13 protein-coding genes are annotated in these 22,599 nt (G+C 44.0%); 7 read left to right on the top strand and 6 right to left on the bottom strand.

Going from position 1 to position 22,599, the window contains the following annotated elements:
* Nucleotides 1-32 precede the first annotated feature (32 nt).
* The 6 genes from MUCPA_RS01105 to MUCPA_RS01130 form a co-directional block, all read right to left on the bottom strand.
* Nucleotides 33-1,913, bottom strand: coding sequence for a RagB/SusD family nutrient uptake outer membrane protein (locus MUCPA_RS01105; protein WP_008503972.1), 1,881 nt, complete (start codon nucleotides 1,911-1,913; stop codon nucleotides 33-35).
* A gap of 21 nt (nucleotides 1,914-1,934) precedes the next feature.
* Nucleotides 1,935-5,105, bottom strand: coding sequence for a SusC/RagA family TonB-linked outer membrane protein (locus MUCPA_RS01110; protein WP_008503973.1), 3,171 nt, complete (start codon nucleotides 5,103-5,105; stop codon nucleotides 1,935-1,937).
* A 487-nt stretch (nucleotides 5,106-5,592) separates the two neighbouring features.
* Entirely contained in the window at nucleotides 5,593-7,524 is a 1,932-nt protein-coding gene (locus MUCPA_RS01115; RefSeq protein WP_008503974.1) for a 7TM diverse intracellular signaling domain-containing protein, read from the bottom strand.
* Nucleotides 7,525-7,732: 208 nt separating this feature from the next.
* On the bottom strand, nucleotides 7,733-8,938 hold the full coding sequence (locus MUCPA_RS01120) for a glycoside hydrolase family 88 protein (RefSeq protein WP_008503975.1): 1,206 nt from the start codon (nucleotides 8,936-8,938) through the stop codon (nucleotides 7,733-7,735).
* 86 nt (nucleotides 8,939-9,024) lie between these two features.
* Nucleotides 9,025-10,203 carry an alginate lyase family protein gene (locus MUCPA_RS01125; RefSeq protein ID WP_008503976.1) on the bottom strand — a complete coding sequence of 393 codons (1,179 nt, stop codon included), beginning with the start codon at nucleotides 10,201-10,203 and terminating at the stop codon, nucleotides 9,025-9,027.
* 33 nt (nucleotides 10,204-10,236) lie between these two features.
* Nucleotides 10,237-12,663 (bottom strand): glycoside hydrolase family 2 TIM barrel-domain containing protein, encoded by a 2,427-nt coding sequence (locus tag MUCPA_RS01130; protein WP_008503977.1) that lies wholly within the window; start codon nucleotides 12,661-12,663, stop codon nucleotides 10,237-10,239.
* Between the two features lie 572 nt (nucleotides 12,664-13,235).
* Between MUCPA_RS01130 and MUCPA_RS01135 the strand changes: the two genes are divergently transcribed.
* From MUCPA_RS01135 to MUCPA_RS01165, 7 genes are all read left to right on the top strand, one after another.
* The gene (locus MUCPA_RS01135; RefSeq protein ID WP_008503979.1) at nucleotides 13,236-15,356 is read left to right on the top strand and encodes a DUF1800 domain-containing protein; all 2,121 of its coding nucleotides are present in this window, start codon (nucleotides 13,236-13,238) and stop codon (nucleotides 15,354-15,356) included.
* A gap of 331 nt (nucleotides 15,357-15,687) precedes the next feature.
* Nucleotides 15,688-16,737 (top strand): hypothetical protein, encoded by a 1,050-nt coding sequence (locus MUCPA_RS01140; protein ID WP_008503980.1) that lies wholly within the window; start codon nucleotides 15,688-15,690, stop codon nucleotides 16,735-16,737.
* Nucleotides 16,738-17,081: 344 nt separating this feature from the next.
* Nucleotides 17,082-17,738: a DUF4412 domain-containing protein gene (locus MUCPA_RS01145; RefSeq protein WP_008503981.1), complete on the top strand. Its 657-nt coding sequence runs from the start codon at nucleotides 17,082-17,084 to the stop codon at nucleotides 17,736-17,738.
* 199 nt (nucleotides 17,739-17,937) lie between these two features.
* On the top strand, nucleotides 17,938-18,873 hold the full coding sequence (locus MUCPA_RS01150; RefSeq protein ID WP_008503982.1) for a ring-cleaving dioxygenase: 936 nt from the start codon (nucleotides 17,938-17,940) through the stop codon (nucleotides 18,871-18,873).
* A gap of 10 nt (nucleotides 18,874-18,883) precedes the next feature.
* Nucleotides 18,884-19,507 carry an alpha/beta hydrolase gene (locus MUCPA_RS01155; protein ID WP_008503983.1) on the top strand — a complete coding sequence of 208 codons (624 nt, stop codon included), beginning with the start codon at nucleotides 18,884-18,886 and terminating at the stop codon, nucleotides 19,505-19,507.
* A gap of 44 nt (nucleotides 19,508-19,551) precedes the next feature.
* Complete coding sequence (locus MUCPA_RS01160) at nucleotides 19,552-20,157, top strand: Crp/Fnr family transcriptional regulator (RefSeq protein ID WP_008503984.1); 606 nt, start codon at nucleotides 19,552-19,554, stop codon at nucleotides 20,155-20,157.
* A 533-nt stretch (nucleotides 20,158-20,690) separates the two neighbouring features.
* A complete protein-coding gene (locus tag MUCPA_RS01165; RefSeq protein ID WP_008503956.1) occupies nucleotides 20,691-21,755 on the top strand; it encodes an IS110 family RNA-guided transposase in 1,065 nt (354 codons plus the stop codon).
* Nucleotides 21,756-22,599 lie beyond the last annotated feature (844 nt).

Here is a 22,599-nt window from a genome sequence, read left to right on the forward strand (position 1 = left end):
ATTGTTTAGGCTCAAGCTATGATACAGAAAACTCAGGGTACAATATGATCAAGCGGAGCAATATTGCTTGCAGAACCATCGTAGCCCTTATTCTGGTTAATATGCCCGTTGATGTTCAGGTCGATATCTCCCTGCGGGATTGGCCACAATACGTGGTATGGCGAAATGGTGTAATGGTTACCCGAGTTGGTTACCACATTTGGATTTTTATAGAAATCGTTTTTCTCCATAATCCGGTCGTAAAAGAAATTGCTGGTTGAAAAGCTGGCTGCGCTATAGCTTTTACCGTTATATGCCATTATGCCGGTTTGGGCAAATATGTATGCTATACGGGTAAGCTCGGTTTTGCGTGGCTCTTCCCAAAACAACTCCCGTTGTCGCTCATCAAGTATGGTACCTATATTTACCTTGCTTGCATCGGTTAATAATTGCGCCTGCGCCCTTGCCCTAACCATATTTAAATCGGCCATGGCAAGCCCTTGCTGCCCTTTCCAAACATAAGCTTCAGCACGTAATAAATAAGTTTCGGCTAAGCGGAATACATACCAATCGGTATTGGTACCACGTGGCGGGCTCCACCATTTATCAACCGCTATCGTTCCCGATCCGATAAACACTTTATAGTGCGGCCATCCAAACCAGGATCGGATACTATCCTGCGGACCATTTAAAAACACTCTGCCGGGTACTTTGGCGTCAGCATCAGTCCACTGTTGCAGGTGTTTTCCGTACCAGGTCGGATCGGATGTTTTCAGGCTTGGGCTGTTGTAAACCAAATCGGTCATGTTCATCCAGTTGCCGGGTGCATGGCGTAAATCTGTATTGTCAGTCCAAATGTACTTTGTAGCATAAGGCGTACCGCGCAGCCTGCCTATACCACGGCCATACCATAAGGTAAGCGGAAATTCCTCGGTAACCTTATCAGAGATACCTGGCTTATGCGCGCCCGGCGTTAAAATGCTTCCGTTATGCCACATCGGCACGCAGTTACGCATCAACTGCGAACCGTTGGGCGTTGCGCCATCCAGGGTCTCGCGGTCAAGCACAACGTACAAAGCTTCGGTATTGGTGGCAATAGCTTTATTTTCAGGCCGGTGTAAATCCCAGATTATATTTTTAGAAGCATCATTGGCTACAACACCAAAACGGTTAGTCATTAAATGATACGGGCCATTAATAACACTGGAAGTAGCTGCAATGGCATCGTCAAATAAACCCATAGCCAGGTCAATTTTGGCAAGCAAATGGTAGGCCGCTCCCTTTGATACGTCACCTTTATCATTGGCGTCTGTTAAATTGGCTACAGCAAACTCCAGGTCGGCTTTCATTTGTTTTAATATCACGATACGCTGCGTAGTATAGTATGATGTATTAACGGTAGACTCTTCTTTGAGCACCAAAGGGACATCACCAAACTGATGCACCAAACGGTAATAACGGTAAGCGCGGTGAAAATAAGCCGCGGCCAGCGTGGCATTACGTGCAGCGGGTGTAGGCCATGTTGCCTTATCAATGCGGGAGATAATAACGTTGGCATCTTTCACACCAGTCCACCAGGCATACCAGTAACGGCCTATTTTGTTATAGTCGTCACTATCCAGGTTGGCGCTTGGTGTAATGCGCGAGTTTAAATCTTGTGCAGGCGTGGTTTTATCTGTTGTGCCCTCTACAGCGGCATCTGTAAAAATCGATTCGGTTAATATAGGCGCCGCATCGCTAAAAAACTCGAAACGCACACTTAAATTGAGCGACTCCAATGCATTTTTAAACGCCGCCGGAGTAGTCAAGGTAACATCAGGAGTAAATTTTGAAGGTGCTGCGGGTACCAGTTCACTTCGTTTTGTACAGCCTTGTGCAACAAAAACCGCTGCCATGGCAAGCCCTGCAATTATATTTTTATTTATCTTTTTCATAATCACTATGCGTTAATCCTGTTAAAAAGTTACGTTTAAACCTGCTGCCAGATACCGTGGTGTAGGCCCGTTGTTCTGCGGATCCCAGAAACTCCATCCGGTTAAAACCGTAGCATTGGTGGCATTTACAAACAACTTGGCGCTTTGCATGCCGAAGCGTTTAATTACTTTTTTATCCAGGTTATAACCTAACGAAACTGTTTGAACCCTTACAAACGATGATTTGCGCCATACATTAATGGTTGTACCCGATGAGCCTGAGTTTAACCGGGCATAATCGTTGATGGGGTTATCAGGCGTCCAGTAGGGCTGAACGTACGAACTCATCCGCGCGAAGCCTACGCTACCCGGATTATTAAGCGCCTGGTTAAATTGCCGCAACTGCCCTATGCTTGATACCAGCAGGAAAGAAAAATCAAAGTTTTTTAGAAAGTTGATATCATTACGTAACGACCAGTTGAATGTTGGGTTGGTACTACCCAAAAACTGCTTATCGGCATTGGTAAATTTAAAATTACCGTCTACATCTTCCAGCTTAAAATCGCCTGGCTTTGCTCCGTATTTGGCAGCTTCGGTAGCTTCGGCGGTTTGCCAAACGCCTAAAATATGATAATCCCAAACAGCGTTAATATCATGGCCAATAAACCAACCATTGCCAATATCATCATTTTCAACCATGGTGGTATTGCCGTTGGCATCCGTTACCGGAACAGCGCCATACAGGTGTACAATTTTGTTGCGGTTGATATAAAACGTACCGCTGGCATTCCAGTTAAAGTTTTTGCTCTTGATGATCTTTCCATCCAGCGATACTTCCAAACCTTTATTATCCACCTGGCCAACATTAGTGTAAACACTTGAATTGTTGACACCGCCAGGAATAATGTTATTGCTGTAGTTATATCCCTGGATTGATGAGATGGCACGTTTAACCAACATATCTGTAGTGCTGCGGTTGTATACATCTATTGATCCGCTGATCCTGCTTTGCAGCACAGAAAAATCCAAACCGATATTGGTACCGGTAGTACGCTCCCACTTCAGGTTCTCGTTTTGCAGGGTACTGATATAAACACCGCTGTTGTTAACTATGGTACCTGATGCATTAGCTGTTGGATACTTTGGTGTAGCCAGCACAGCCAGGGCTATGGTAGGATCGGCCGTACCGGTTGATAAACGGTTACCGTTGGCGCCATAACTTACCCGCAGCTTACCATAATCAAGCCACTTGAGCGCGTCGGTTTTCATAAATTTCTCGTCGGAAAAGATCCAGGCGAGTGCCGCCGAAGGATAGGTTTCCCTTGGGTTTTTAAGCCCAAAGGGCGAAAATCCGTCACGGCGGATAGTACCCGTTAAAATGTAGCGGCCCAGCAAGGTATAGTTAAGGCGCGCCATTAAGGCATCGGCGGTATAAACACGGTCATCACTGCTTTCAACCGGCAAGGTACCCGCGCCTATATTATCATAGCCTAAAACATCGCTCGGGCTAAATTGCGTGTTGGATGTTTTGGTGTACCAGGTTTGATATTTTTCTTTATTAAGCAATAGGGTGACATCAAAATTGTGGATGCCGAAAGTTTTATTCCAGTTTAAGATATTATCCAGGTTATACCTGAACCGGTTTTCCATGGTGCGGATACCTGTACCACCCGATAACTCGTTAGGGTTGGCAACCGGCCTGAAAAAAAAGTTACGATAGGCTTCAATTTGCGGGGCAAAGTTAAGGTTGTATTTAATGCCGAAAGGCAGATCAACCCGGGCGAATAAATTGGCAAACAGGGTATTCTGGATAGCCACATTTTGATTATAGGTCATCCCCAAAAATGGATTACGCTGATTTAACCCGCTATCATCAGTATCAATGCGGCGTAATGATCCGTCGGCATTATACATATCGCCATAGGGCGACGAAGCTACAATTTGTGTCCAGTCCGCCTCATGCCCGTCAATACCCTGGCCGCTTAAGGGCGTGGAGGCGTTGCTTTCATCCCGGCTGGCAAATTGCGCGTTAACACCAACGGTTAAAAACTTAGCGGCCTTGCCTTCCAGGTTCACGCGGAAACGGGCGTCTTTATAATCGCCTCCCTGTATCAGGTTTTCGTTTTTTGTAAAATTGCCCGACATGTAATAACTCGCGGTTTCTGTTTTACCGCTCATACTGGCGGTATAGTCCTGGCGGAAACCATTACGGAACACCAGTTTCGACCAATCGGTAGTTTTACCGGCAAAGTAGTTACTGATCTCGTTAGGGAACAAGCCCAGGCGCTGCAGCCAAACCGTGGTAGGATCGCCGGTGGCGCCGCTCATAAACTGGGCCAGCGTAACACCATCGGGCAATGAGTTAGGGTTGCTGTAATAGTAATAAGGGTTGCTTGTATTTGAACTTCTTGCACCATCGGCACGCCAGTTTAAAAAGCCTTGCGGATCGTAAAATTTTTGATTTTTTTCTAATTGAGCTATACCCATGTTAACGTTAAAGTTAATTACAGGGGGCCCGCCTCGGCCTTTTTTTGTGGTAATAGCCACAACACCACCGGCCGACTGCGCACCGTATACGGCGAGCGAGCTCGGGTCGCGCAGTACATCAACCCGGTCAATATCGTTAGGGTTAATATCTGCAAGCTGCCCCGGATAGATCACTCCGTCTACAACGATAAGGGGATTAACGCTGCCGGAGATAGACCCCTTGCCACGTAACTGCAAGTCGTCGCTTGATCCACCCTTTGCGGAGGTGTTCAAGGCAACGCTGATGCCGGGGATATTTCCTCTGATCAGGTCGGTTACGCTGGTAGGATTTTCGTTTTCTAACTTATCAGCCTTAATGCTCGATATGGCACCGGTAACGTCTTTAACTGCCCTTGTGCCGTAACCGATCACCACAACCTCGGTTAATTGTTTATGATCATCGTCGAGGGTAATATTGATAACGGTACGGCCCTTTACCAATACCTCTTGCGGCGCGTAACCTACACTGCTGATCAGCAGCGTAGCATCGGCAGCTACCGTAATGGAATAATTACCATTAACATCCGATGCTACCCCGGTAGTACTTCCTTTAACTCTGACAGCGACCCCAGGTAAGGTAATGCCCTTACCATCCCTGATCACCCCCTTAACGGTACGGTTTTGGGCAAAGGATAACCCGCAACATGTTAGTAAAATTAGAATTAGAAAAGTAATTTGTTTTTTCATAATATATCATTGGGTTTGTAATTATTGAACTACCAGACCGGTACAGGACTGATAGCAACAGCTATGAAAATTTGAACCTTGTTCATTTTCACTTCCACGGCGGGCGCCGCAGATCAGAATATTCTACTCGTCATTTTTTTGATGATACTTTAAGTTTATTTATTGCTAATTGGCGCTGTAAATTTATCATACTTTAAACCAGAAAAACAAATAAAAAACAACATAACTTATTGATAATTAATAGTTTAAATAGATTTTGATACGCTTAATGCGCAATTGCTGTAAAGTGTAAAATGCTGATATTGCAGGGTATTTGAAGTAATTTAAAACCCAGGACATAACTTATTGATACGCTTAATGAACAACAACTTTTTGTTACATTTAAGGCCCAAAAGCCTGTTTAACGACAAAGAAAAAGCCTCTTAGGACAACCAAGAGGCCATTTTTGATCATCAACGGAACTAAATTGAGGCGAGTTAAACCACGATTATGCGTGAGACGGATTTTGCTGTTCCAGAATGAGTGAACTCCAGCCTGATTTACCCGCGCCTTTCCACTCTTTTTTACGCTCAAACATTACTTTCTTTACACGGATAGAATACGACCAGCATGTACTTTGCCTGATGTCTAATTTCTCTGAAAGCTTATGTGATGAGATGGTGCCCTTGCTGGTGTACATCAGGTACACCAGGTAAAAGGCTTTATTAATAGGGATACGATTATTTTTAAATATGGTATTAAACAATACCGATTCTTCATAACTGCATTTTGTACAGCGGCGGCTATAGGCAATGCGGCCGCCACAATAGATCTCGTTACCACATTTGATGCATTTGTATCCCGACCGCCATTTTAAGTCCGAAAGAAACTTGTAGCAGGATTCCTGGTCGGGATATTTCAGGCTAAATTCTTCAAAACTGAGCTCTGTCGACATTACCCTGGCATTGGTTACGGTTTCGATGTTGGTTTTAAGATTTACATTATCCTTTTCGAGCAACACGTTCATCCTCGAAATTTCTTCGGATTGTTTTTCAAGAAGTATATTTTTACTATGCAACTCCTCGTTTTGAGCTTCTATAATGGCCGATTTTTCAAATACCTCGGACGATTTTAAAACAACCTCTTTGGTTCGTCTTTCAACCTGTATTTCCAGCTCTTTGTTAATAGAATCTTTGAGGGCCACATTCAAGGCCATTTGCTGCATTATTTTCTGCTGGGCTTTTTCTTTCTTATGCTTTAAAATACGAACCTGGTCGCCAATGGCAAAGGACAGAAATACCATCTCGAGGATGAAGCTGAACCCCAGGCTATAATGCCCCAAAGCCCCGGGAACAAACCTGGTATAACCCAGGATAAATAAAACCTTAATAATAAATCCGTTAAACAAAAAAGCATAGCCCAGTACAAAGAAACGGGCCGGCCTGAAGCCCCTGTACCAGATATAAATACCCGTAAAAAAGGCAGCGCTCAGCGGCACAAACTCAATAAATTTGTAATAAAAAAAAGCTTGATTGTAAAACAGGCATAACAGGAAAAACGCCGTTCGCAAGGCGATGATTACCTTGATAGCTACGTTAAAATGGGGCGCCTTAGTTTTAACATGAAGCAGTTCTTTGGTAAAGATTAAACCAAACACGCTCAGGGCATACAGAGGCACTCCAAATGCGTACTCGTTCCACGAGGGGTAATTTGGCCATAAATATTGGAATGCTATCCCATCGACAGACATTTCGTACAGCCCCACACTCAGTATATACAACACATAAAAAAGATATTGCCGCCTTCGCACAGCAATAAACATCAGCAGGTTATGAAAGCTGAAGATCAATATCATCCCATAAAAAAAACCGAACGTTAAATATTCGGTAAGCGCATATTGGATAAATCTTGCAATGGTGCGGTATACAATAATAATATTGGCATTCTGGCTGGATTTTACCCTGAAATAATAAAGATGCTCGCCCTGTAAGGCAACATTTGCCGGAAACTCAAAATTTTTATGCTGATATAAACGCTTTGAAAAATCAAACTTAGCCCCTTCTTTCTGCATTAAAAACTTGCCCTTACCATCTGGCAAATAAGCAACAATATCATCAATAGTTTGATCAAAAAATTCGAAGATCCCTTTTTCAGGGTTCTGCAGGTTCACTTTAATGCGGTACCAGTAAACCGATTTTACGTGATAGTTAATACCGTAATAATCTTTTGGAACCAGGTATTTTTTACTGTAACCGGGGCTGCTTACCTGTTCTATCGTTAAATTGCCGCCTGGGTCTTCAATAAATTCAACCTCGCCCGAATGGAAAATATGCTCATCAGTATTCTGCTTAATTTGAACAGCGTTTTGAGCATGTAAACTAAATCCAATGGCAAAAAATAAAACCGTAAAAAATGTGCGGATACAGTTTTTTAAATACATGGCAATAACAGGAGTATATGGTTATAACTGGAGGCCGCAAATATAGCTATAAACAATTCAGTATGATAATTGGATAATATCAAATTCAATCAACAAGGTATTAATCTGGGCCGCCTGCTGAATACCCCGTTCCTCGCACGATCATTTATATACTGATGATCAGAGATACAGCCCCATATCAATTAACAAACTGATATTAAATCAATAATTATATCTTACCCCGTTCTTTAATATGTTTTTGGCGCAATAATGCTTCGAGGTAATAATAATCGGCATAACTGATGGGGACATCTATTTCGCTGTTAGCAGGTTTATGGCCGGTACTGTGCAATAATATAAAGCCCCGGTGTTCACCTATTTTTGAGGTGTATTTTGAGGTAAGCGTTTTGATGATGGCATCTGCCTTGGCCCTGTATAACTTACCATTGGGGCTAAAAGTACTTAACTCATACAAGGCCGAAGCCATAACCGCCGCCGCCGAAGCATCGCGTGGCTCATCCGGAATGGCCGGTGCATTTAAATCCCAGTAGGGAACCATATCTTTAGGCAGGTTGGGGTTATCCAAAATAAAACGGGCTACTTTTTCGGCCTGGTGCAGGTAGGCTTTATTTTTTGTTTCGCGATAGCACATGGTGAAACCATAAAGTGCCCAACCCTGGCCACGCGCCCACGACGATTCGTCGGAATAGCCCTGGTGCGTTTGTTTATGTAAAACTTTGCCTGTTTCAGGGTCGTAATCTACAACATGGTAACAGCTATAATCGGCCCTGAAATGATTTTTAAGGGTTGTATTGGCGTGCGATACCGCAATTTTATAAAACGACGAATCGCCGCTGAACCTCGTAGCGTTAAAAAGCAGTTCAAGGTTTAACATATTATCAATAATAACCGGGTATTTCCACTCCTTACGGCCATCCCACGATTTAATACAACCAACAACAGGATTAAAGCGGGTAGATAGTGTTTTTGCCGCCTGGATAATCACCTCTTTATAATGCTCATCATGAGTTAAACGGTAGCCGTTGCCAAAGCTGCAATAAACTTTAAAGCCCACATCGTGCGATGTCCGGTCCATTTTTTCGGGCTCAATGTTAGCCGTGTATGTTTTTGCCTCCTCAAGCCATTTCTTATCGTTGCTGTACTCGTACAAGTACCAAAGCTCGCCCGGAAAAAATCCGCTCACCCAATCTTTTGAAGGGATCAGCACCAACTCACCCGTATGGGTTTCGGTACGCGGGGATACCATGTTGGCCTTTGTGGCCGGGTTATTCCTGGCGCTCGCAGTTTCCTTCAGAAGCAACTCTGTCTGCTTTTCGGCTATGGCGAATCCTTTTGCCACATCAGTATTTTGGGCGGATACAGTCAGCCTGCATATCAGCAGCATCAAACATAAACAGATGTATTTGTTTTTCATTATAGTAATTTATTAAAAGGATTTGGGTTTAAAATCAACTTAAAAACATAAAATACATTAATACAATTATTTAGCAAAGCAGCTATTTATTGTACCCATATTAAAGGGTGCCGTACCGGCAAATTCCTGATCACTTCTTCCTCCCCCGGATTATGATCCAACTTTTGCCACGTTTTTAGCCATTCGGTACGGTGATAGGCCATTGCACCAAATACCAATGATGGTTGCGCCACTGGCCAATTTTGCCAGTACATCACATCATGCGCAAAGGGCCATTTGGTTTTATCGGCCAGGTAAGGGTATAAATAAGCTATCCCTTTTTTAACGGAGCGGCCATCGGCAGTTTGGTATTCCCAAAGGTTATTACCGGGGGTTGATAAAATCTGGCAAAGCGTAGCAAAAGCATCAAGGCAAAAAATAGAATAGCCAAATGGCTTAGTACGCTTTAACTCAAGGGGCAAACTGCCATCGGGCGCCATCTGGGTAGGAAGCAATACTGTTTTGAAACGGTTACTGCAAGAATCCAACAGGGCCTGGTTATGCGTAAAGCGGGCAAAGCAAGCAACCTGCATTACCCAACAGGTGCCGTGATTATTTTTTGCAGCTTTCTCTTCGGCGCCGTTTTTACTGGTATTGAGCCAGGCCAGGTATTGAGCAAACCAATTGCGCACCCCGGCTGCCAGTTTTTTATCCATTTGGGGCGCATTTTCCATCGCCATCAGGCCCTGCACAACTTCCATCAGTTGTATGGTATCGATAATGCCTATACCACGCCCTACCGTTATCCCTTGTATGGCCTGGGCATATTGCAGGTTGGCATTCATCATCGTTTCCGGATCAATAAACCAGGCCCTGAGATGGACAAGCGCTTGCTTTACAAATTTTCCGTCATGAGAAAGTTGATAAGCCGACGCCAGCGCGCCGATGATCCGGCTAAACCGGATCATGGCTAAACGATGGGCTACAAAATTATCTGGGTTGGTTAATCCATCTTTCTGAATATATGGCCCACCGGGATTTTTCGGATCGGGCCACCAATAATCGCCTTCCGAATAAAAATCGTGCTTATTGCCCGCGCTCCGGCTGCAGGTTTGTGCTGTAACGGTTACAGGCTCTTGCTGCATAGCCCAGGCGGCCTCCTCCATAATCTGGCTGCGCAGGGTTAAAGTGATCCTGTTCTTAAAATCCGGTTCGTCAAAACGATGTGACGAAGGCATTTTAAGCAAAGGCATACTCAGTAACAGAACCATGCATAAACTTTTCATCGTATTTATTACAACAGGTGTATCATTTTATAATTAAAGATCAAGAAACACGCTTGGCAAACCAGGTGACTGTACGCCCACAACACTTTTACCTTTATTACTTTCAACACGAATAATGGCTCTCCCGTTATAAGCCTGCACCTTTCGGGATCCGCTGGATGTTCCCAGATCATCTATCAGCCGTCCATCACCCGCTAACGAGAAATTGATCCAGTTTGCGGCATCCAGGCACTGCACCTGGTTATCGTCTATGATCTTTACCTGTACAGTAGCTACACCGTTTTCTTCACCTAATTTTTCCAATACCAATTTAGCTGGCTTGCTCCATTTATCGGTTTGGTAAACCTGGCTTATCTCGTCTTTAATTATCGTTTTTCCTTTTTTGGCAATTACCTTAATGTTGTTTTCTCCCTTGTTAAATACAACCAGCCAATGTAAACCTGCCGCCGGAAAATCCTGGCTGTTTCGCTTTTTGGTACCATAGCTTTTGCCATTTACCCAAAGTTCGGCTTCATCACAGTTGGAGTATACTTTCACCATTTTTTGTTCCCCTTCGTTACCCCAACGCACCGGCCAGGTGTGCCCGTAAATGTGGGCCATGGGCTTATCTGCCCAGTAAGACTGAAATACGTAATAGGCTTCTTTGGGCCTCATATCGTGCTCCACAACGCCCTTCTGGTTAATGTAAGGTATTGGGTTCTCCGGCCTGACGGGCGTGGCAAAATCTTTAAAAGTCCAAAAAGCTGTACCGGTTAACCAGGGCATTTTTTCCTGCTCCTTTAAATGCCAGTCAAATAGGTCGCAGATATAGCTTTCACTCCAGTCGCCATCCCTCGAAACCCGGGCGTCGCCGCCATGCAAATTGGCATCGCCGGCGCGCTCATCAGCACCTTTGCCAGCGCTTATTTTGGGTAGGCCCTGGTAGGGATCTTCGGCGTGGCGCATAGCATGGCTATCTCCTCCCCACTCAATATGAATAAAATGCTTTACGCTTTTAAACTCCGTTTGGCTTACGCTTTGGTATTCGCTGTAAACACCCCGGTACCATCCCGCCCATATTGATGGCGAATAAACATCCACGATATCCTTACAAAAATCACAACGCCGGATGGCCGTTTTACGGGATGGATCAAGGCGATGCGCCAGGTTGTTCTGCTGCTGCATAAAGGCGCGGATCTTTTGTTTGTCAAACTCCTGGAAATCGCCATCCCAATCATTCTCATTGCCTAATCCCCAGATGATGACCGACGGATGATTATAATGCTGCTCTATCATGTTGGTGAGCATGCTCCGGGCCTGGCCCTGATAAACCTCGCCACCTAAACCACCGCGACACCAGGGCTCTTCCTCCCAAACCAGTATGCCCAGGCTATCGCATAAGTTCAACACAATACGGGATTGCTGATAATGGCCAAGGCGGATAAAGTTGGCACCCATGTTTTTAATCATTTGCATCTCTGTGCGCAGCATGTCTTCTGTCAGCGCGGCTGCAACTCCGGCCTGGTCATCATGCCGGTGAGTTCCGTTTAATAGCAAGCGTTTACCATTCAGCATAAACGGACCGTTATCTGCAAATTCAAAATTGCGGAAACCAATTTTTTCAGTTTGCTTAAAAATGCCATCAGGTGTGGAAACAGTAACTTCCACCGTATATCGTAATGGTTTTGAAGGCGACCACAATTGCGGTTTATCAATGGTAAATAAGCCGATTGCTTCATCATTGTTTAAGGATGTTAATTGAGTATCGCTGTGGCGGATGTTTTTTCCTTGCGGATCAATAATAACCACATTAGCATTAGCCCCGGCTATTGATTGCGGGTTATAAAAACGCGCCTTAATACTCAGCCGCCCGCTTTTTCCTTCGCTGTCAACTTCCGCTGAAGCGAATACCTTATCGAGCGATAAGGCCGGTGTGTAAACTAAATTAAGATAGCGGTAGATACCGCCATAAACGCAAAAATCGGATAAGCGCGAAGGGATACTTTCCAGATCACGGCTGTTATCGCAACGGATCTCGATCGGTATTTTTCCTTTAAATTGCTTTTTAAAAACAGGGTTTTGTTTAAAATCGGCCACAGCATTTGTAATATCAACCGTCCACTCATCATAACCACCTAAATGTGAGCCTACTTTTACGTTGTAAACATAAACGTCTGTTTTTTGTCCGGCGCCTTCAAAATGCAAAATTGTACGCCCCTGTGGATACGGGTTTGCGATATCCAATTGAGTGCGGTACCAGCCCGGCCCCTGGTAGTAATTACCGGATGGGTCTACCGCATCTCGCGCGTTAAAGCAATGTGGTGTGTTAACTGCCTGCCATAGGGGTACACTCTCCGGGTTACCGGCGGTAACGGGCCTTAAAGCCTCCCAAATGCCGCCAATATCCTGCTTTAAAAATTCCCAGTTATGATTAAGCCGTACCGACTGTTGCGCCGATAAGTTACCGCAAATAAACATCATGAAGAGAACAAGTACAGTTATTTTTTTCACTTGAAAGCGATTGATTTGATATCCACAAAGCACTTAAAATACCAAATACAGGCATGATAATTAAACAAAAAAAGTCGAAACGGTTATGTACCCGTTGGAATAAAGGTCCTTGGTTTGCACCCTCCTTTTTGCAACACTTTAACAAATAAGCAGGTTATAACACCACCTTAACTCCATCCGTATATATACCCAACTAAATTTAGCTTACCGGTTTAATAATTATTTACAAATCACATCAATATTGACAAATAAACATTTTTTTTGGTTCGGCTATTATACAATTAAATTGGCATAAAATAAGCATAAAATACTTTTTTAATGAATATACAGCTTAATTATTTTACGACACTTATTAACGATGATAGCAACAGGCAAAAACCGATGGCTGCTAAACGTAGCTGTAGACAAATGATGACTGTTTAAACGCGGTAAAAGTTTCTGTATGCCATATTTTATTAACAGACTATCAATATTTTATACTGTGATTTAAACCATGCTGGTTTTAAAACGTCATATCGGTACATCATCTTAAAAGCATTGTTATGAAGACCAATAAATTTTTATGCGTCAGTTTAGCAGTATTGGTAGCAGGCATTATTCTGTCATCATTTTTTACAGGCCCTAAACTGCCGGTAACCAGTTTTAAATTTCCGTACAAACGGGCAGGTTTAACAGAGCGCCAGGCGGCGGCCCACTTACTTAACAGGTTTAGCTATGGAGCAACACCGGGCCAGGTTGATTCGGTTGTAAACATGGGCTTAGAAAAATGGTTTCAGCAGCAATTAACCGCCTCTCTGCCCGACGATACCCTTAATCAGCATCTGAAAGCTTACGATGCCATTAATTTGAGCAATGCCGAAGCCTTAAGCAAATATCCGCAGGGTTTTGTGGTTACCAATATGGCTATTAAGGATAGCGTGATCAGCAAAGACTCTGTTAACAAAGCAGTTAATAAAAAAGCTTATAATGATACCCTGAAGGCCTATATGGACCGCAAAGGCTTAAAACCCGATGGCGAACTGTATAAGCAATTTATTGATCAGAATATTTTAAGGGCGGTATATACCCGTAACCAGTTGCAAGAAGTGCTAACCGATTTTTGGTTTAACCATTTCAACGTATCCTTCACCAAGGGCGAATGTGCTTCGTTTATCCCCGCTTACGAAAGGGATGTGATACGCCCTAATGTATTTGGTAAGTTTGATAAACTGTTGCTGGCATCGGCTAAATCGCCTGCGATGTTGTATTTCCTTGATAATTTTACCAGCGTAGGGCCTCCGGCACCCGCTCCGGCAAAGGCGTCGGCAAAAGCAAAGGCCGCTCCCGGCGGAGATATGATGATGGCCGGCGACGCGATGATGAGCGCAGCTAAACCAGCAGGCAATGATATGATGATGGCTGGTGGCGCCGCAAGCAAACCCGCAACCGCGAAACCTGCTGCCGCACCAACTGATATGATGGCGATGGCACCCGTTACACCAACGCCAGCCCCCAAAAAGCCCCAGGCACCAGCCAATAAAAACGTTGCCGGCTTAAACGAAAATTACGCCCGCGAGGTAATGGAACTGCACACTATGGGGGTTGATGGCGGCTATACCCAATCAGATGTAACACAGGCTGCCCGGGTATTAACCGGATGGACCATTTACCCCATTAGCAGTTATGGTTACGGCAGCAACATGAAAGGCCTGGTTGACAAAATTGGCGTGAATAATTTAGCCGCGAAGGGATTTGTACACGAGGGCGACTTTTTATATACGCCGAACCGCCACGATATAGGCGAAAAAACAGTACTGGGGCGCCATTTTGACGGCAAAGGCGGCTACCAGGAAGGTGTCGACCTGTTAGAGATGCTGGCCCACCATCCTTCAACAGCTAAATTTATTTCGAGAAAGCTGGCTGTACGCTTTGTAAGCGATAATCCGCCCCAAAGCCTGATTAATAAAATGGCTAAAACTTTTACCGAGCAAGATGGTGATATCAGCCAGGTTTTGATCACGATGGTTACATCGCCTGAATTTTGGAACAGCAAGGCCCTGCGCGAAAAAACAAAATCGCCGTTTGAATTGGTTGTTAGTTCGGTACGCAGCTTAAATGCCGACGTGCAGGACCCCTACCAATTATACAACTGGATGAACAGAATGGGACAGAAAATATATTATTACCAGGCTCCAACAGGTTTTCCGGATAGGGGCCAATACTGGATCAACACCGGTTCATTACTCAACCGGATGAACTTTGGCCTGGCCCTGGCGCAACAACGCATACCGGGGGTTAAGGTTAACCTGGCAGCGCTCAACAATCACCACGAACCAGAGAGCGCCAATGCTGCCTTAATTACATATAGCAAACTGGTAATGCCCGAGCGTAACCTGGATAAAACTTATAAACAGCTTGTCCCTTTATTAAATGATCCGGCCCTGGCCGATAAAGTGAACAATGCAGCAGGTAAGGCCCAATCTCCCGCTCCATCCGCACCCGACCGGCCAACTGTTGGCGCTCCGGGCGACATGGCAACCATGAGCGCGGTTACACCGGAAAAGCCCAAGCCAATGGTTAAAGACTCACCCAAAACAACTGCGCAGGCCAACAGTGCCGGCAATAACATGTTGGCGCAGGTGGTAGGTATTATCATCGGTTCGCCGGAGTTTCAAAGACGATAACCGGGTGCTGAGTAGGGAGCCCATAGTCCATAAATTGAGAGCAACTCCAGGGCTGTAAAGTGAGCAGTTATTGGGGTCTGTGGGGTTTCGGATCCGGATTCAGGTAAAAAACCATGAACTCTCTACTCCCTCTATTTTTCTAACTTATAATTAAGTACTTTTCAAGCAAGTTGAAAAGTACTTTTTATTAACATAGAATTTACTTATTAACTACAAAAGTCAGATGGTAAATTTACATTTCTATGAATGTAATAATTTCAAGATATTTTTTCTTTGTATCAGCGAAACAGTTTATCGCTAATTGCGGATCAATAAAACTGTTAAGCATAATATGAAGAGAAAGATACTATTTATCACAGGTTCACTTAATCAAACATCGCAAATGCATCAGATAGCGCAGCAACTGGTGGATTACGATTGCTGGTTTAGCCAATTTTTTACAGATATACCGTGGGTTAATAACCTGATTAAGCATACTACTCTTCTGGATAACACCATACTTTCGGGCCACTTTAAAAAGAACTCCGAAGAATATTTAATACGAAATGGCCTGCAAATAGACTACCAGGCCAAAAAGAATGAATACGATCTGGTGGTATGCTGCAGCGACCTGCACTTACCCGAACGCCTGCGGAATACTAAAACCGTATGGGTACAGGAAGGTATGACTGATAAATATACCTGGTTAAGTAAGGTAATACAAAAGCTAAACTGGTCGCCCATTTTAAGCGGCGGAACTTCGCTCAACGGCGCATCAAACATTTGTGATATTTATTGTGCCGCATCCGAAGGGTATAAAAAACAGTTTTCAAAATTAGGCACCGATGCCAGCAAAATTGTTGTTACAGGGATGCCTAACTATGATAACATTAACCAGTTTGTTGATAATGATTTTCCGCATCGCAACTACGTGATGGTAGCCACTACGGATATGCGCGAAACTTATCGCGCAGAAAATCGGCCGGCTTTTATCAGGGAAGCTGTGAAAATAGCCAATGGCCGCAAGTTGTTATTTAAGCTGCACCCTAACGAAAAGCTTAGCCGAGCCGAGGCCGAGATACGCCAGCATGCGCCCGAAGGTACATTGATCTATCAAAGTGGAAATACCAACCACATGATAGCCAATTGTGAAGAATTAATTACCCAGTATTCTACCGTAGTATATATTGGTATGGCACTCGGTAAAAAGGTACACTCGTATTTTGCTATGGAGCAGTTGAAAGAGCTGGCCCCTATTCAAAACGGAGGTACATCAGCTTATAATATCGCCCACATCTGCCGTAATTTCATTGAACACAACGAGATCAGGACTGATTTTGCCAATCCGTACCTGGAGTTGGAGCAAGTACTGAGCAGCCTGAACATGGCTGCAAATGCGTAGCACAGGCAAAAGCGGGCAAAGGCCTGACTGCACGCCGGGCCGGGTTTGGCCTCGTGGGCGGAAGGATCGGGCAGTCTTGATTTTTTTGGTTACTTTTTGTATCAAGACAAAAAGTAACAAGCTCTTCCGCGGCGATTGAGCGGGCCGATGCTATAAGTTAAGAATACTGATTTTTCGCGCGAAATAACTACTTTGATAATCAAATACTTAAGAAGACATCATTGTAAATAAGCCGAAATAGTAAGTTATCAAACCAACCCTCAGTTAACCATCCTCATAATATCGCTTCTGTTTTCAGTCTTCCAATCGTTATCTTACTTTTGCTGCTTGTTAATCAATTCAAGATGAAGAGAACGATATCAGGCTTATTTGCGGGACTTATCCTGTTGTGCGCATGTGGCCATAAAAAAACCGATGAGGGAACGATCACTTATAGTGTGGAGTATGAATTACCGGATAGCTTAAAGCAATATGCCTCCTATTTGCCCAAACAAGCCATAGTTTATTTTAAAGGCGATTCAACCATCAGCATACAAGAAGCCAGTGAGGAATCAACCAGTGTAATTACCCACGCCAACACGCACTTTATGCGGGCGCTGCTTAAATCGGCCACCAAACATTACGCGGTTGACTACGATAAAGCGGCACAGGCAGAAGAGGTAGCCACCATGCCGTCATACACCTTTACCAAAACCGCTGATGCCAAAACCATTGCAGGTTATCATGCTGCAAAATATACGTTGAAGGATAAAGCAACTGGCGAAAATGCCGAAGCCTGGTTCACCAAAGATGTTTCTATTATCCCCAATTCCTTAACCACCAGCATGGATACCACGTTAGGGGTACCTTTAGCATTTACCATTAAACAGAATGGCATTATAGTTAAAACAACGGTAAAGGAAATCAAATTTGACCCGGTGCCCGCCGGTGTATTTTTGACACCTAAAGGATATGAGTTTTTAACGCCACAACAGTTCAGGGAAATGACAACGGGCAATTAGGCATTAATTGAATGACTGATTTATTGAATGATTGATTTGTGTTTTTTAATGATTGATCGGTTTATGATTTGTTGATTACACCGCTCAGGAAAATTGCCAGCTTATTTCTATTATTCGGAGGTTCTGTTATTTCTTATCCTACATCAAGTGTGAAACCCTAAAACCGGGGTACATTTGTATAACAAAATAAGAAAACAAAATGGAAAATCAAATATTAGGACTACACCACATTACCGCCATAGCAGGTAATGCCAAACGCAACTTAAACTTTTATACTAAAACATTAGGACTTCACCTGGTTAAAAAAACTGTAAATTTTGACGACCCGAATACCTACCACTTGTATTATGGCGACAAAGGCGGCTCGCCCGGAACCATTTTAACTTTTTTTCCATGGGAAGGTATTGCCCCCGGCAGAAGAGGTGCACGCCAGGCTACCGAGATTGGCTACTCTATTCCGGCAAACAGCCTGGATTTCTGGCTGAAACGTTTTGAGGATCATAACGTGATTTATAATAAAGTTTCCGAAAAATTTGGCGAACAATATATCACCGCGCTTGACCCCGACGGTTTAAAACTGGAATTAACCGTATCTAAAAACGAGGATAACCGTACACCTTGGGAAACTGCTGAAATTACTGCCGAAAACGCTTTAAAAGGGTTCCACAGCATTACCATTACCACCAACAAGATGCAGCCAACGGCAGATATCCTGACCAATATATTCGGCTACAAATTATTGGAGCAAAATGTTAACAGGTACCGTTTTATTACCAACACTGTAGGCAACGCAAACATTGTTGACCTGGTAGAAGTTGCAGGCGAAGTTGCCGGGCATGTGGCAGGCGGCTCGGTTCACCATGTGGCTTTCCGTGTAGCTAACGATCAGATACTGATGCACTACCGTGATATTATTGCCAACGCCGGTTTACATATCACAGAAAAGATTGACCGTAACTATTTCTATTCGCTGTATTTCCGCGAACCAGGAGGCGTATTGTTTGAATTAGCCAGTGATAATCCGGGTTTTGCCGTGGATGAATCAGTAGAAGAGTTGGGTACTCATTTAATGTTACCTGCACAATACGAGCAACACCGTGCAGAGATAGAAAAGAATTTGCCCAAACTGGATTAATTACATCACCATGTACACACACAGCAAACAAATTATAACAGCCGGTGCCCCCATAGCTCAAGCCAGGGGGGCGCTGGTTATGCTGCATGGCCGGGGCGCCAGTGCGCAGGATATTATTTCGTTATCGCGTAGCTTAAATGTTAGCCAAATGGCTATTTATGCGCCGCAGGCGACCAACAGCAGCTGGTACCCTTATAGCTTTATGGTACCGCAGGATCAAAATCAACCGGCTTTAGATTCGGCCCTCGCCGTTATTGGTGAGCTGGTAGACGATATTTTATCAGCAGGTATACCTGCCGATAAAATATATTTTGCCGGCTTCTCGCAGGGAGCCTGTTTAACTTTAGAATTCATTGCACGCCATGCACAGCAATATGGCGGTGCGGTAGCCTTTACCGGCGGATTGATTGGTAAAGAGTTAGAAACGGGCAACTATAAAGGTGATTTTAATAACACACCTGTATTGATTACAACCGGCGACCCCGACCCGCATGTGCCAGTGAGCCGGGTGCAGCAAAGCGTAGAAACCCTGAAGGCCATGGGTGCCGATGTAACATCAAAAGTTTACCCCGGCCGCCCGCATACCATTTTAGCCGACGAGATTAAGTTAGCCAACCAGTATATATTCAAATAATAACCTAAATTGCGAGCTAAAACACCGCAAAAGGTTATTATCACATGTCTACAGAGCTGATCATTAAAAGTGTTAGTCGTTACATCCAATTATCGGATGATGAAAAGAATTATTTTGTATCCCTGCTCCAGCCCAAAACCATTAAGCGCAAGCATTTTGTTTTAAGGGAGGGGCAGGTTTGCAAATATTCTACTTTTGTACTTTCGGGATGTTTACGCGGCTTTACGCTGGATAGTAATGGTTTTGAACATGTACTTAACTTTGGCCCTGCCGGTTGGTGGATTGCAGATATGTACAGCCTGATTACCCAAAAGCCAGGTATCCTTAATATTGAAGCCTTAGAAGATACCGAAGCGCTTACCTTATCAAAAACAGACCAGGAAAAATTATACACCAAAATCCCGCAGTTTGAACGTTTTTTTCGCATCATTACCGAAAACTCGCTGGTATCCTATCAGCAACGTTTGATTGATAACCTGAGCCTTACCGCCGAAGACCGTTTCCATAACTTTTGCAAACGGTACCCCACCCTGATCAACGGTATCCCCAAAAAACAAATTGCCGCCTATATTGGCGTTACGCCGGAGTTTTTTAGCCGGATGCAACATAACTTGTTGAAGAAAGACAGGAATGCGCCCATCAAACGGTAAGCTGTTAGTTATCCCGATCAATAATGACTTATAAGCAACTGACCCGGTCAAGCGGAAAAAACAGGGATGAAATTTGAAACTTTGTAGATTGTTAGGTACAGAAAGAAAAGTGCGCAAAAGCCTGACTGTACGCCGGGCTGGGAGCTGGCCTGTGGCAGAAAGATCAAGCAGTCTTGATTTTATTCACCTGTTGTTTGTTTTTTACGGTGTTCATGAGCCCCATGCGGTCGGTATTGGTTACTTTTGTGTCAAGACAAATTGCGTTAGCAATGATTCACACCAAAAACAAACAAAAGTGAATAACGTAACAGCCCTCCCGCGGCGACTGAGTGGGCCAATGTTTTAAATTAAGAGCTACTGATTATTAACGCAAAATAAGCGATTGACAATCAGCCCAACCGATATGCTGTATATTTATTACGCGCAAAAGGTCGTATGTATGAAATGGTTCGATAGATGATGTAAAAGAGTTCTTGAAAAAAAGGTTGTAGCTTAATAGTGAACCATTAACAAACACTTTAAACCAAGAACTCATGAAACAAGGTACACAATTAGATTTTAGCGGACAAACTATTTTTGTTGGCATAGATGTACACAAGAAGTCCTGGAAGGTCAGCCTTCGCAGCACCCATATGGAGCTAAAGACGTTTTCCCAGGAACCTTCACCTAAGGCCTTAAGCGGGCATCTACAACAGAACTATCCTTCGGCCGATTACAGGCTCGTTTACGAAGCCGGTTTTTGCGGCTTTGGCTATCAGCGACAGTTTAGTGAGCTGGGGATGTCCTGCATCGTCGTAAATCCTGCCGATGTCCCGCTGACAGACAAGGAAAAGCAGCGCAAATCAGATACGGTCGATTGCCGGAAACTCAGTAAAACATTAAGTGAAGGAGCCCTGAAAGGTATCTTCGTGCCTGGCATCGAGCAACAGGATGACCGCGGTATTATCCGTGTTTACCAGCAAATGATCAAAGATCAGACACGCTATAAGAACCGAATAAAAGGATGGCTTAACTTCCAGGACCAGTCGGTGACGGTAGACACCGATAAATACTGGTCGAATCATTATATCTGCCTGCTCAAGGCCCTTTGCTTGCCTTCATCAGCACGGATCAACCTGGATATTCTGCTACAGGGATACCAGCAGACCCGTATCATGGTACTCACAGCCACCAGGGAAGTCAGAGCCCTATCCAGGCAGCCACGTTATCAACAAATTATAAAACTGATCCGGACCATCCCCGGTATAGGCGAGATTACCGCCTTATTATTTGTCACAGAGATCGGCGACATTGAACGCTTTGATTCCCTGGATGCCTTGTGTGGATATATAGGCTTGGTACCGGATATGCATAGTTCCGGCGATCAAAAAATCATATTGGGGCTCACTAAAAGAGCTCATCATCAATTACGGGAGAAGCTTATCGAGGCCTCTTGGATAGCTGTCAGGCTCGACCCGGCCATGACGCTGGCTTTCAATAACCTTTGCAAAAAAATGAAAAAGAATAAGGCCATCATCAGGATAGCTAAAAAAATGCTCAACCGGATACGGTTCGTTATGAAGAATCAAAAACCTTACGTAACTTCGGTTGTCAAATAGGTCCACAAGGACAAATGCCTGATAAAGCCGGTTTGGTTTTTTTATGAAATGGGCAAACCGAAGCGAGGGATCTGCGGCCCGAAAGGTGTCTGCTATACAAAAGGTTACGGTTGCCCTTTTATCCAAATAATTTGAACGCGATCCTGCAGCCTGCAAAGTGTCTGCTTATAGGAGGTTAGCTGGTCATTTATCAACGCATTAAAATAAAAATTCGTGAAGGTTTTTTTAGCCATTCAGTGAACAGGATAAATAAAAAGCCTCCTTTGACAGAGGCCTTTATCCGTGGTTCAGCAAATCATATTGCTGGCAGGTTGCTCCTCAGCAGCGCCTGTTTCCTCTTTTGATTTGCACTGGAAAGTTAAACAAACAGGGCCATGCTTTGACCAAAAATATTTAAAACATTTAAGCAATACGTGTTATAACCCCTTTTTAAGCCCTTTTGCCTCGTTTACCTTGCATATTTCATCATAGGAGGTCCCTCCTCCCGTCGGGATGACATGATGGAGAGAAATTCAGCACTGAAAATCAAAAACCTTTAAAAAAAACGTAATTACAAACCGAAAAAACAGGGATGACGTTTGAACCTTGTAGATTGTTAGTTGCAGAAAGAAATGTGCGCAAAAGCCAGACTGCACGCCGAGCCAGGAGCTTGCCTGTGGGTGGAAGGATCGGGCAGTCTTGACTTTTTTGGTTCTTTTTGTGTCAAGACAAAATTGCGATAGCAATCATTCACACCCAAAACAAACAACAGTGAATAACGAACAAAGCCCTTCCCGCGGCGTTTGAGCGGGCCAATGCTTCTATTTTAAGAATACTGATTATAGGAGCAAAGATAGCACATTGA

Origin of the sequence: Mucilaginibacter paludis DSM 18603, assembly GCF_000166195.2 — a bacterium.
GTDB classification, from domain to species: Bacteria; Bacteroidota; Bacteroidia; order Sphingobacteriales; family Sphingobacteriaceae; genus Mucilaginibacter; species Mucilaginibacter paludis.